The sequence below is a fragment of the Nonomuraea jabiensis genome (assembly GCF_014204795.1).
Lineage (GTDB): Bacteria > Actinomycetota > Actinomycetes > Streptosporangiales > Streptosporangiaceae > Nonomuraea > Nonomuraea jabiensis.
Window position 1 is genome coordinate 4,536,953 of sequence record NZ_JACHMB010000001.1, and the last position, 12,361, is coordinate 4,549,313.

12 protein-coding genes are annotated in these 12,361 nt (G+C 70.6%); 7 read left to right on the forward strand and 5 right to left on the reverse strand.

Annotated features, from left to right (window positions below; genetic code table 11):
* Positions 1–2 precede the first annotated feature (2 nt).
* The 4 genes from HD596_RS20920 to HD596_RS20935 all read left to right on the forward strand — a co-directional run bounded on the left by HD596_RS20920 (position 3) and on the right by HD596_RS20935 (position 4,214).
* Positions 3–920 (forward strand): ATP-binding cassette domain-containing protein, encoded by a 918-nt coding sequence (locus HD596_RS20920; protein WP_185071030.1) that lies wholly within the window; start codon positions 3–5, stop codon positions 918–920.
* Entirely contained in the window at positions 917–2,470 is a 1,554-nt protein-coding gene (locus HD596_RS20925; protein WP_185071031.1) for an ABC transporter permease subunit, read from the forward strand. The genes HD596_RS20920 and HD596_RS20925 overlap by 4 nt, the downstream gene beginning before the upstream one ends.
* Positions 2,467–3,243: an ABC transporter permease gene (locus tag HD596_RS20930; protein ID WP_185071032.1), complete on the forward strand. Its 777-nt coding sequence runs from the start codon at positions 2,467–2,469 to the stop codon at positions 3,241–3,243. The genes HD596_RS20925 and HD596_RS20930 overlap by 4 nt, the downstream gene beginning before the upstream one ends.
* Before the next feature lie 134 nt (positions 3,244–3,377).
* Positions 3,378–4,214, forward strand: a complete 837-nt coding sequence (locus HD596_RS20935; protein ID WP_185071033.1) for a L,D-transpeptidase family protein — start codon at positions 3,378–3,380, stop codon at positions 4,212–4,214.
* Here the strand turns inward: HD596_RS20935 and HD596_RS20940 are convergent.
* The 5 genes from HD596_RS20940 to HD596_RS20960 form a co-directional block, all read right to left on the reverse strand.
* A complete protein-coding gene (locus HD596_RS20940) occupies positions 4,211–5,644 on the reverse strand; it encodes an FAD-binding oxidoreductase (RefSeq protein WP_185071034.1) in 1,434 nt (477 codons plus the stop codon). The two genes, HD596_RS20935 and HD596_RS20940, sit on opposite strands and share 4 nt — an antisense overlap.
* An 89-nt stretch (positions 5,645–5,733) precedes the next feature.
* Complete coding sequence (locus HD596_RS20945; protein ID WP_313044630.1) at positions 5,734–7,380, reverse strand: NADH-ubiquinone oxidoreductase-F iron-sulfur binding region domain-containing protein; 1,647 nt, start codon at positions 7,378–7,380, stop codon at positions 5,734–5,736.
* Between the two features lie 49 nt (positions 7,381–7,429).
* Positions 7,430–8,293, reverse strand: a complete 864-nt coding sequence (locus HD596_RS20950) for a hypothetical protein (RefSeq protein WP_185071035.1) — start codon at positions 8,291–8,293, stop codon at positions 7,430–7,432.
* Positions 8,294–8,362: 69 nt separating this feature from the next.
* The gene (locus HD596_RS20955) at positions 8,363–9,910 is read right to left on the reverse strand and encodes a DUF1996 domain-containing protein (RefSeq protein ID WP_246554677.1); all 1,548 of its coding nucleotides are present in this window, start codon (positions 9,908–9,910) and stop codon (positions 8,363–8,365) included.
* A 14-nt stretch (positions 9,911–9,924) separates the two neighbouring features.
* On the reverse strand, positions 9,925–10,572 hold the full coding sequence (locus HD596_RS20960) for a DUF4142 domain-containing protein (RefSeq protein ID WP_185071036.1): 648 nt from the start codon (positions 10,570–10,572) through the stop codon (positions 9,925–9,927).
* A 109-nt stretch (positions 10,573–10,681) separates the two neighbouring features.
* Between HD596_RS20960 and HD596_RS20965 the strand changes: the two genes are divergently transcribed.
* The 3 genes from HD596_RS20965 (at position 10,682) to HD596_RS64825 (ending at position 12,336) form a co-directional block, all read left to right on the forward strand.
* Positions 10,682–11,236, forward strand: a complete 555-nt coding sequence (locus tag HD596_RS20965) for a sigma-70 family RNA polymerase sigma factor (RefSeq protein WP_221519425.1) — start codon at positions 10,682–10,684, stop codon at positions 11,234–11,236.
* A complete protein-coding gene (locus HD596_RS20970; RefSeq protein WP_185071038.1) occupies positions 11,236–11,433 on the forward strand; it encodes a zf-HC2 domain-containing protein in 198 nt (65 codons plus the stop codon). Before HD596_RS20965 ends, HD596_RS20970 begins: the two co-directional genes overlap by 1 nt.
* A 99-nt stretch (positions 11,434–11,532) precedes the next feature.
* The gene (locus HD596_RS64825) at positions 11,533–12,336 is read left to right on the forward strand and encodes a tryptophan 2,3-dioxygenase (RefSeq protein WP_221519426.1); all 804 of its coding nucleotides are present in this window, start codon (positions 11,533–11,535) and stop codon (positions 12,334–12,336) included.
* Positions 12,337–12,361 lie beyond the last annotated feature (25 nt).

The window sequence follows — 12,361 nt, forward strand, 5'->3', positions numbered from 1 at the left end:
CCGTGGAAGCAACCATTGAAGTCAGCGGCCTGCGCAAGCGGTTCGGCCAGACCCGGGCGCTGGACGGGATGACGTTCACCGTGCTGCCCGGCCAGGTCACCGGGTTCGTCGGGCCGAACGGCGCGGGCAAGTCCACCACCATGCGGGTGGTGCTCGGCCTGGACGCGGCCGACGAGGGCCACGCCCTGGTCGGCGGGCGCCCGTACGCGAGCCTGCGCAGCCCGCTGAGCCACGTCGGCGCGTTGCTGGACGCGGCCGCGCTGCAGCCGGGCCGCACCGCGCGCAACCACCTCCTGTGGCTGGCCCACTCCCAGGGGCTGGGCGCCGGGCGGGTGGACGAGGTGATCGAGCAGGTCGGGCTGACGCCGGCGGCCCGGCGCCGGGCGGGCGGCTACTCGCTGGGCATGCGCCAGCGCCTCGGCATCGCCGCCGCGCTGCTCGGCGACCCGCCGGTCCTCATGCTGGACGAGCCGTTCAACGGCCTCGACCCCGAGGGCATCGTGTGGATCCGGGGCTTCCTGCGGTCGCTGGCCGCGGAGGGGCGTGCCGTGCTGGTGTCCAGTCACCTGATGAGCGAGCTCCAGGACACCGCCGGCCATCTCGTGGTGGTGGGCAGGGGCCGGGTCGTCGCGGACACCAGCGTGGCCGACCTGATCGCGACCGCCTCTCGGGACCGGGTCACGCTGCGTACGCAGGCGCGTCCGGAGGCGATGTCGGTGCTGGCCGCGGCCGGGGGCACCGTGACCGTCACCGATCGCGACACGCTGGTCGTCTCCGGGCTGGCGGCCGAGCACATCGTACGGCTGCTCTCCTCGCGGGCGGTGCCGTTCTCCGAGGTGGCGGCCCACCGGGCGTCGCTGGAGGAGGCGTACCTGGACCTCACCAGGGACGCGGTCGAGTTCAAGGGGGCGGCGCGATGACCACCGTGACCCCCTACCGCCCGGGCCCGCGGGCCGGGCGTGACGGCTTCGCCCAGCTGCTGCGGGCCGAGTGGACCAAGCTGCGCACGGTACGCGGCTGGATGGCGGGCCTGACGCTGAGCACGCTGCTCATCGTCCTGCTCGGGGTGCTCTTCGGGAGCGGCAGCCGCTCCTCCTGCATGAACGGGCCGATCGAGGTGCCCTGTCCGCCGCCGCCGATCGGGCCCGGCGGCGAGGCCGTGCAGGACCGGTTCTACTTCGTGCACCAGCAGCTCGACGGCGACGGCAGCATCACCGTACGCGTGAACAACCTGACCGGGCAGCTCCGCAAGCCCGACGTGACCCCCGGCGTCCGGAACGTCGTCCCCGGCGTCACGCCGTGGGCCAAGGCGGGGGTCATGATCAAGCAGAGCGTCCGCCAGGGAGCCTCGTACGCGGCGGTGATGGTCACCGGGAGCCACGGGGTGCGGATGCAGCACGACTTCACCGAGGACGTGGCGGGGCGGCCCGGCGGGGCTCCGCGGTGGCTGCGGCTGACCCGCACCGGCGGGACGGTGGTCGGCGAGGAGTCGGCCGACGGCTCGCGGTGGACCAGGGTGGGCACCGCCCGGATGGCGACCGGGAAGGTCCGCATCGGGCTGTTCGCGGCCTCTCCCGGCGACCTGACCGTGACCTCCAACCTGATCGGCGGGGCCGCGACGGCCTCCCGCTTCGCCGAGGTCACCGCCGACATGGACCAGGTCAGCGTGCGGGGCGTGGCGGCCGGGGGCACGTGGACCCGCGACGACATCGGCGTCTCGCTCGAGGCCGACGGCACCCCACACCACCCGGGCGGGCTCGTGCGCTCCGGTGACACGTTCAGGATCACGGGGGTCGGCGACATCGCGCCGTCCCAGGAGGGCATGCCCGCCGAGCGCGTCCTGGCCGGGGTGCTGGCGGGGCTGGTCGTCGTCATCGTGGTCGCGGTGGCCTTCGTCACCGCGGAGTACCGGCGCGGGCTCATCCGCACGACCCTGCTGGCCAGCCCGCGGCGCGGCCGGGCGCTGGCGGCCAAGGCCGTCGTGATCTTCGTGGCCGTCTTCGTCTTCGGGCTGGTCGCCGCCGCCGTCACGGTGCCGGTCGGGCGGGCGCTCCTGGCGGGCAACGGCAACCTCCTCGCCGCCCTGCCGCCGCTCACCGCGCTGCGGCTGGTCGCCGGGACCGCCGCGCTGCTCGCCGTGTCGGCGGTCTTCGCGCTCGCCCTCGGGTCGCTGCTGCGGCGCAGCGCCGTGGCCGTCATCGCGGCCATCGTGGCGATCATCGTCCCGTACCTGCTGGCGACCGCGTCCCTGCTGCCCGACGAGGCGGCGCGGTGGCTGCTGCGGCTCACCCCGGCGGCGGGCTTCGCGATCCAGCAGACCACGGTCACGTACGAGCAGGTGACCGCCCGCTTCGCGCCGGCGGAGGGGTTCTTCCCGCTGGCGCCCTGGGCCGGGTTCGCGGTGCTGTGCGCGTACGCCGCCCTCGCCCTGGCCCTGGCCGCCCACCGGCTGCGCCGGAGGGACGTATGAGACGCGAGGTGCACGCCGAGTGGACCAAGCTGCGGACGGTCGCGGGGCCCGGGTGGCTGCTGGCCGGGACCGTCGTGCTGACCGTGGCCCTGAGCGCCCTCGTGGCGGCCGTCGTGCCCTGCGCGGCGGCGGGCTGCGGGCAGGACGCGGCCAGGATCAGCCTCGCCGGGGTCCAGCTGGGCCAGGCGATGGTGGCCCTGCTGGCCGTGGTGGCGGTCTGCGGCGAGTACAGCACCGGCATGATCCGCACCAGCCTCGCCGCGATGCCGCGCCGGGCCACCGCCCTGGCCGCCAAGGCGGTGGTGGTCGGCGGGCTCACGCTGGGCGCGGCGACCCTCGCCGTGCTCGGGTCCGTGCTGGCGGGGCGGCTCCTGCTGCCGGGCAGCGGCTTCACGGCCGCGCACGGCTACCCGCCGCTGTCCCTGGCCGACGGGCCGACCCTGCGCGCCGCCGTGGGCTCGGTCCTCTACCTGGTGCTGATCGCGCTGCTCAGCCTCGGCCTGGCCACCGCGGTGCGCGACTCGGCCGCGGCCGCCGGGGTCGTGCTCGGGCTCCTGTACGTGTTCCCGGTCGTGATCCTCATGGTCTCGGACTCCGGGGTGCGGCGGTTCCTGTGGACGCTGTCCCCGACGAACGCCGGGCTCGCCGTCCAGACGACCGTGGATCTCGCGTCCCTCCCCGTCGGACCGTGGGCGGGCCTCGGCGTGCTCGCCGCGTGGTCCGCGGCCTCCCTCGTGGGCGGCGGGCTGCTCCTCCGGTACCGCGACGCGTGACCGAATGACGAATAGAGGGGAAATGCCAGTATTTACTGGGATTGATATTCTCGCGGACTTTGCTTGACAAAACCTCCCGTTGGATGTGAATTATCGGCGATCTGGGTACGCGTCGATTTATGAGCATAAGGGGAATGGCGGCGCTGGCCGCGGGATGTTTTCTGCCGCTGTTGGCCGCGGCGCCCGCTTTCGCGGACGAGCCCTCGCCGGGGGACACGGGCGTCCAGACCGACACGGGCATCCCGGCGGTGCAGGCGGTGCCGGACGTGATGCCGGTCCCGGCGGTGGAAGCGGAGCCGGAGGCGGTGAAGGTGGTGAAGCCGGTCCCGGCGGTCAAGGGCGTCAGGGGCGCCCGCGCCGGGAAGATCGGCGTGCTGCGGCCGGGCGACCGGGGCGAGGCGGTCAGGCTGCTCCAGCGGCGCCTGCACGACGGCGGCTTCTACTTCGGCCCGGCGCACGGGATCTACGACGACCAGACGAGGTACGCGGTCTGGGGGTTGCACAAGAGCAGGGGGATGGTGCCGAGAGGCGAGGTGGGGCCGAAGACGTGGGCGGCGCTCAGGCGGAGCAAGAGCCTGCGCCCGCTGGTGCCGCAGGGCGGCGCGGACCGGGTCGAGATCAGCCTGACCCACCAGCTCCTCACCGTCTATCGCGACAACCGCCCGGCGCTGGTCACCCACATCTCCACCGGCGCCGAGGTGCAGTACTGCGAGAAGGGCCACTGCGGCAACGCGGTCACGCCGGTGGGCGACTTCCGCGTGACCAGGAAGGCGCCCGGCTGGACGACGAGCCGGCTGGGCTCGATGTACAACTCGCTCTACTTCGTCGGCGGCATCGCCATGCACGGCTCGACGGAGGTGCCGCTCAGGCCCGCCTCGCACGGCTGCGTCCGCATGCCGCTGTCGACGTCCGTGCGCGTGTACAACATGGTGAAGGAGGGGGAGCCGGTGTACGTACGCGGACAGATCTAGATGCCCTGGGGCAGCCGGAACAGCCGGCCGGGGTCGTACGTGGATTTCACCTCGGCCAGCCGGGCCGCATTGGGCCCGTAGTACGCATTCCGCCAATTACTCAGATCGGGGTCGATGTAATTAACGTAAGCATGATCACCGAAAAATGGGGACATGTCGGAATGTAGTCCGCGCAGCCACCGCCGATCCGTCCCCTCCGCGTAATACTGCACGCTGTAAAGCGCCGCCCGGTGGGGAAACGCCGTGTCCGCCGGACCGACCCGCCCGATGGCCCCGCCCATGGCGTCCAGCAGCACCGAGTGCCGCCCGCCGCGCGCCACCCCGTCCACCAGCGCCCGCACGCCGTCCGCCGGCAGCTTCCGGTACGCCATGTGCGACTTGGCCGCGAACGCCTCCCGCGGCATCCGCCGGCACTCGGCGATCGACATGGCCGCGCAGCCGCCCATGATCTTCATGCCGTCCAGGTAAGGGACCGTCCGGGCCGAGCGGGAGGAGGGCCGCCCGATCTTGTCGACGAGCGGGGCCAGCAGCCGGTCGAGTGCGGGCTTGCCGCCCACGTACGTGCCGACGATCGCGACGTCCAGGCCGCCGCCCGAGCGTCCCAGGTGCAGCGAGGACCACAGCTCGTCCGGCGCCGAAGGCCCCCACGACTGCCATGCCCTGACCGCTGCTCCCGCCCTGGCCCACGGCCAGTGCAGGAAGAACACGGTGACGTCGCGTGCGGCGAACGTCCTGAAGGTGAAGGAGACGGCCACGCCGAAGTTCCCGCCGCCACCGCCCCTGCAGGCCCAGTAGAGGCCGGCGTTGCGCGTGGCGTCGCAGTCCAGGGTCCGGCCGTCGGCCGTGACGACGCGTACCGACTGGAGGTTGTCGCAGGTGAGACCGTACTTGCGGGACACCACGCCGATGCCGCCGCCCAGCGTGAGGCCGCCGACCCCGACCGTGGGGCAGGAGCCGGCGGGGATGCTCACGCCGTGGCGGGCGAGCCGGTCGTAGACGTCGATCAGCTTGGCGCCCGCGCCGATCGTGGCCCGGCCGCCCGCATAGACGACCGAGCTCATCCTGGACACGTCGATCACCAGCCCGGGCCCTGTGGACCAGCCCGCGTAGGAGTGACCTCCCGAGCGGGTGGTGACCGGCACGCCGCCGGTGCGCGCGAACGTCAGGCACGCCGACACGTCGGCCGCGCTCGTACAGTAGGCGACCCCGCCCGGCCGGATCCGGTCGTAGGCGGGGTTGTACAGGCGGCGCGCGGTGTCGTATCCGGCGTCGCCCGGCAGCACGAGCGTGCCCTTCAGCTGTCGCCGCAGCCTCGCCCAGTTCGGCGGGGGCGCGGAGAGCCCGGACGTGCCGGTAGGCCGCCCAGTAGACGGCACAGTGGCGGCCAGCGGGGCGAGCGCGGCGACATGCAGGAAGTCCCGGCGGTCCATGGACGCCTCCGTGGTGATCGGTGTTGAGCCGCTCGGTGAGACGTCCGGATGACCCGCCAGGTTTGGTCACATCTCCATCACTTCGGGGCTCACCCGGCGCTCCCTCCGAACGCGCTCCTGGGGGTGACGCCCCCCACCCGGGTGAGCCGCGGCGGGCCGCTCTTCTCGGCCTTCTTGTTGAGGACTCCGTCCTTGACGAGCCGCAGCGGTGAGGCGGACGGCTTCGGAGCCGGACCGCCATGACCGTCTCCCGTCGTCTGGACCATGCGCAGGGCCAGCGCGGGGCACATCTCGACCGTGCGCCGCGCCTCCTTGGCCATCCAGCCCGGGACGGTCCTGAACGACGGGAACCCGTAGTCGTCCAGCTCCACGAACTCCGGGAGCAGATGGGCGCAGAGCCCGTGTCCCGCGCACCGGGACCAGTCGACCTCCAGCCGGTACTCGACGTAGTCGTTCTCGGGCTCGGGCATCGGCAGCACGCCGCGGACCGGCCGGCCGCACGAGCCGTGCTCCAGGTGGAGCGCGATCTCGCTCTCGAACGCGTCCAGCGCCGACAGCACGAACTTGGCCGTGCCGTCCGGGTGGAAGCACGCCCCCCGCCGCTCGACGCCGCGCACGCAGCGCCGTACGGCGTCCACGGAGCCGCTCCCCTCGACCAGCGAGTTCATGGCCCAGGCCAGGTCAGGCAGGCCGAGCCGGCAGGGGCCGCACTGGCCGGCCGACTCGCCCGCCAGGTAGGAGGTGACCCGGGCGGCCTCGCCCAGCGAGCACGTCGACTCGCCGAGCGGGACGATGATCCCGGCCCCCAGGGTCGCGCCGGCGAGCTTCATGCCCTCGCGCGAGATCACGGCCGTCTGGGCCACCTCGGCCGACAGCCACGCGCCGTGGTAGCCCCCGATGAGCACCCCGTCGCCGATCTCGGCCTCGGTGAGCGCCAGCACGTCCGCCAGGTACGTGCCGGTCGGCGCCTCGATGACCGCGCCGTTGGCCGCGCCGCCGCTGACGGTGAGCAGGATGGTGCCGGGCTCCTTGGGGGTGCCGACCTCGGCGTACCTCTCCGGGCCGAGCTCGGCCAGCAGTGCCAGCTGCGCGTACGTCTCCGTGTTGGACAGCAGGGTCGGCAGGCCGTCCACGCCGCTGATCGCGGCCCGCCTCTTGCGGCCGGGCGGGATGCCTATCTCGCCGTTGACGGCGTTGACGAGCGCGCCGCCCTCGCCGGAGATGAACCGCTCCTTGATCCCGACCACCCGGATCGGGATGCGGCTCTCCGCGCCGCCGGCGACGTTCGCGGCCCGGCGCTCGTCCACGGCGGCGTTGACGGACGCCTCGGCGACCTCGCCGCCGGCCGTGGCGAGAACCACCTCGCGGGCGCCCAGCGCCTCGGCGGCCAGCACGGCGCCGTCGAGCACGAGGTGGGGGTTGCGGGTGAGGAGCATGGCGTCCTTGGAGCTGGCCGGCTCGCCTTCGGCGCCGTTGATGAGGACGACGCACTCGCCGCTGGAGCCCACCGCGTCGGCGACGGCCCGCAGCTTGCGCGCGAACGGGAACGCCGCGCCGCCGCGGCCGCGCATGTCCACCTCGTTGGCCATCGAGATGAGCTGGTCCAGGTCGCGCGGCTTGGGGGAGCCGTGGAGGGTGCGGTGGGCGGGCAGGTCCAGCCGGCGGGTCTGGTCCAGCCCGGCGGTCAGCCGGGCGGGACCCATCCGTAAGACCCGCGGCACTCGGGCCGGAATCACGATCGCTCCTGTCGGGTTGCGGGGGTCAACCGGGTCTCCTGAGGCGGTCTCATCCGGCCTCCCGATACCTGCGCCGCTCGGCGAGGCTCACCGGTGCGTTCCTTCTCGGGGCCGCTGCCGCTGCCGCTGCGGAGGCCGCGGCTGCGGCCGCGGCGGCGGCGTTGCCCGCCGCGACCTTCTGCGGCTGCTCGGCGGGTACGCCCACGGCGGCGGGGTTGGTCACCGCCGGCCCCTGGATCTTCTCGAGTGTGATCGGCGGGCGGAAGGCCGCGGCCAGCACGCGGATGACCAGCGCGCCGCCGACCGCCGCGATGCTGGCCACGTAGGACCAGGCCACCCAGCCGGCCGGCGGACGGCCGGCCGTCAGGCCGTGCATGATGGCGACGGGCCAGCCCAGGTACGCGACCGAGTGCATCACCCGCCACATCCACGGCCTGGCCTTCGCCGCCCAGCGCCTCCTGAGCAACCCCGTGACCACAGCCACGATCATCATGTCGAAGGCCAGGATGCCGAGACCCTTGTTGATCCCCGCGATGGGGACGACCGCCGCGCCCGGTGGCACGTGCCCCAGGCTGATCATGAGTGAGATGTGCGTGATCAGGAAGATCATCCCGAGAAGGCCGAAGGCCTTGTGGGCGAGCTGGGACCTGACCCGGTTGACCGGGGACAGGAAGACCCGCTCGGTGGTGATGATGCCGAGCGCGACGGTCGCGGTGAACGTCACCAGGGCCATCACGCCCACATAGAACTCGAGGAAGCCGACCACCCGGCCAAGGATCGCTATGCCACGGTCCGTCCTCGTCAGCGCGAACGCCGACAGCACGACGGCCATGACCATGGCGCTGGCTCCCAGCCGGACACTGCGCGTGTCCAGCTTGGTGGGAGTGTGCCGGGGGTGTCGTCTGTGGAGCATCTAAGGTTCCCTCCAAGGTCGGGTGAGGGTGCGACTCGGAAGGCTGGGTAGCCCGCGAGGGCCTTCAGATCAGCATCGGCGGCCCCGGTTGATGCAAGAGACGACGAACTGCATCAGCCGATCGGGCATCACGTTCGCGAAGTCCGCGTGGTCGGTGATCGGGTTGTGCTTCTGTTCAGGGAAGGCGTCCACGGCGTATGACGGGCCCTGCGGCACGGAGTACGTGAGGGTCATGCGCAGTGCCGGCACCGCCTTGGTCCCTTGCGGGCAGGCGCCACCCTGACCGGGGAAGACCACGTGCGTTCGGTGATTGGCGCTGTCAGTGTTCTGGCCGTCCCAGCAGCTAGGGAAGTCCAGAATACGAACGACTTGGCTGCCGCGCGGGCAAAGCGGATATTTATCGGGACTTATACGGTTTTGGAATCCCGTGCAGGTCCAGGCGGCCCTGGCGTTGCCGGCGCCGTTGGTGGCGGCCTTGGCGTCACCGGTGATCAGCCTGAGGAACCTCGGCATCGCGACGACCTGCGAGGTGGCGTTGCCGCGGAACTGGAGCGTCACGGAGCGCGCACGCAGCACCTGGCCGACGTTGCCGTCCGCGTCCTCGGTGTTCACGTCCACCTTGCGGTCTCTGAGGACCGGCCAGAAGTAGGTGGATTTGTCGCCCAGCCGGCATGTGGTGCCCGCGGCGGCCAGGCTCTCGTCGGTGGAGAAGCCGTCCGTCGACAGGTTGCCCACGTAGTCGTGGAGGTGGTGGGCTCCGTTGCTCACGCCCGGCGCGACGATGAAGTTGTCCGGGTTGTTGTGGCCGTTGCGGTTCGTGCCGCAGGCGGAGACGAAGGAGCCGCGCGAGCCGCCCCTGCCGATGCGGGCGTCAAGCTGACGCGGCGCTACCCGGCGGATGTCGACGAAGTCCTCGACGAACGGGCCCAGGTCGGCGCATTCGTTGTGGTCCTCGGACGCTGTGGGGGACGGGCTGGGGGAGGCGTTGCCGTTGTTCCCGTTATTGCCGTTATTACCGTTGTTCCCGTTGTTGTTGCCCTGGCCGGGGTTGCGGGTCGGCCGGTTGCGGCGGCCGAAGGTCTCGGCGGTCTGCTCCGGGGCGGGGTTCTGGGCGTCGGAGTTCTGAGCGTCGGAGTTCTGGCCGTCGGAGTTCTGGGCGTCAGAGTTCTGGCCGTCGGGGTTCTGGGCCGGGTCGAGCACGGCACGCCCGCCGCCCTGGCCCTGCTGGTCGGCGTTCTGCTGCTGGTCGCCGTTCTGGTCCTGCTGCTGGTTGTTCTGCTGGCCGTTCTGCTGCTGGCCGTTCTGCTGGTTGTTGTTCTGCTGGTTGTTGTTCTGGTCCTGCTGGTTCTGGTTCTGGTCTTGGTTCTGGCCGTTCTGATCCTGGTTCTGGTTCTGATCCTGCTGCTGCTGGTCCTGATCCTGTCCCTGCTGATCTTGATCTTGTTGGTTCTGATCTTGGTTCCGGTTCCCGTTCCGGTTGTTCCGCTGCTGGCCCTGCTGCTCCTGGGAGGCCTGGGCGGGGTCGCAGTGGTCGGCGCGCGCGGGGCCGACGCCGATGACGGCCGCGGACACCAATCCGCCAGCCACCACGGCCAATGCGGACATGGCCGCGGCCATGCGTCTTGATCTCGTCATGCGTCTCTCCTCTTTTCGACCGCCATCGCGACGGGTGGAGCTGGTGAGGGCGTCGGAGGCTCGGGCAACTGCGTGTGATCGACCAGGCCGGTGGACTCCAGGAGCGTCATGTGGCGCATGACGAAGTTGATGCCTTCCTGGGCGAACTTCCTGATCTCCGCGTTGCGGGTACCTGCCCGTACGGCCGCCACCACGGTGAAGACCTTGCCGTGCGCGGCCCGCAACAGGTTCGCGAAGTCCTTGTCGAAGGCGGGCCCGCGCTCCGAGGCCAGCTGGGCCATCCAGCTCTGCTGGTCGGCATTGGGCTCGCTGGGCAGTGCCACCCCGAGCTTCTTGGCGGTCTGCCGCGTCAGCAGGTCCAGCTTCTGGTGGTCCTGCATGATCAGCCTGCCGACTTCCTTGACGCGCTGGGACTCCGCGCGGGTCTGGGCATAGTCGCCCACGGGCATCTCCCAGAGGCCGGCCTGCCGCACCTTGATGAGCAAGTCACGGTCGGCGGCCGTGACGGGCCCCGATGATGTCTGGGTCGCCGCAGTGGCGGCGGGATCGATCGAAGGTGGCATGACCAGCACGATCGTCACCGCGGCCGCCACGACGAAGCCACCGAGCATGAACAGCTCGCCACCGCGCAAAAGCCTGTGCATGGTCGGAGGTACGCGGGCCTCTCCGGCTTGGTTCAGCACATGGCCGGAGATAGTTAGAAATGACTGGAGTTATCGGAGTGGCTACCGCCGAGATAACGAAGGTGTAAAGATGTGCCCCGTGCTAGGTCACCTCGACGGCAGGTTCGAGAGTGCGGATGCCGAGGCGGAGCATCGCATCGCGGTGCTTTACCAGGAGTTCGGCGGCCCTCTGCTGCGCCACGTACGCAAATCGACAGGTAACGACCTTCAATGGGCCGAAGACGTGGTGCAGGAGACGCTCGTCCGAGCCTGGAAAAACTCGGCAAGACTGCAGTGGGAACCAAGCCTTATATGGGCGTGGCTACTGACGGTAGCCCGCCGCATCGTTATCGATGGACGTCGACGGAAGAGCGTCCGGCCTCAAGAGGTCGAGCCGCCCGAAGTCGACATGATGGCCGTACCCGACGGCTCGGAGCGAGCCCTGTCGCGGATGGTCGTCGCCGACGCCCTTCGCAGCCTCTCTGAAGAACACCGCGAAGTCATAGAGCAGACCTACCTCCGAGACCGTACGATAAGTGAAGCGGCGGAGATACTGGGGATACCGCCGGGCACGGTGAAGTCCCGGCTCTATTACGGGATCCGGGCTCTCCGCGAACTGCTGCGGGACAAGGGGGTAGCCGGCTGATGCATGACGAGGTGGCTGCCTATGTCCTCGGAGTCCTCGATGAGGACGAGCACGAGGCCTTCGAACGCCACCTCGATACGTGTGAGAGATGCCAGGCGGAGCTGATTGAGCTTGCCGAGCTTCCGGAAGAGCTCGACGAGCTCAAGAACGCTCCCGCAGCCTCCGAGGACGACCCCCCGAGGTCGATGTCACGCTGACGTTTGTACGTTGACGTCTGTGCCCTTTTCGGGTGGTATCGGTACGGCGAGGCTTTGCGTCCGGTGTAGCGTGACCGGACGGTCAGGGGGAGGTGTTCGGTGGGCATCGACGGTGATGCGCCCGTTCCCCCGCATCGGCGGTTCGGCGAGGAAGGCGGCCGGCTGTCGTACGGCGGCTATCTTCGCCTGCCCGAGCTTCTCGCACAGCAACGGCCGCAGTCGGAAGCGCCCGACGAGCTGCTCTTCATCACCATCCACCAGGTCTACGAGCTGTGGTTCAAGCTGCTGCTCCACGAGCTGGAGAACGCCCGCGAGGCCATGTTCGCCGGCGAGCTCTGGCGGGCCAGGCACCTGTTCCGCCGGGTGCACGCGGTCGAGAAGGTGCTGATCGAGCAGGTGGACGTCCTGGAGACGATGACGCCCCAGGACTTCCTCACGTTCCGGGAGAAGCTGGCGCCAGCCAGCGGCTTCCAGTCGGTGCAGTTCCGGGAGCTGGAGTTCCTGTCCGGGCTGAAGGACGAGCGCTATCTCGGCAGCTTCAGGCACGCCAGCGACACGGAGCTCGCACGGCTGCGCCGCAGGCTGGAGGAGCCCTCGCTGTGGGATGCTTACCTCACCGCCCTCTCCCAGCGTGGCCTGCCGGTCTCCGACGACGAGATCATGGGCTCGCTGCTGGCCGTGGCGAGGGACCGCGGGTCGTACGACGACCTGTGGCAACTGGCCGAAGACCTGCTGACGCACGACGCGACCGCCGCGCAGTGGCGGACGCGTCATGTCCAGATGGTCGAACGCCAGATCGGCACCAAGTCGGGCACCGGCGGCTCGACAGGCGCCCCCTATCTGCGCGGCAGAACGCGTTTGCACTATTTCCCGCTGCTGTGGGAACTAAGGGCCTGGCTATGAACAGCTTTGGCAAACCCTCACAAAG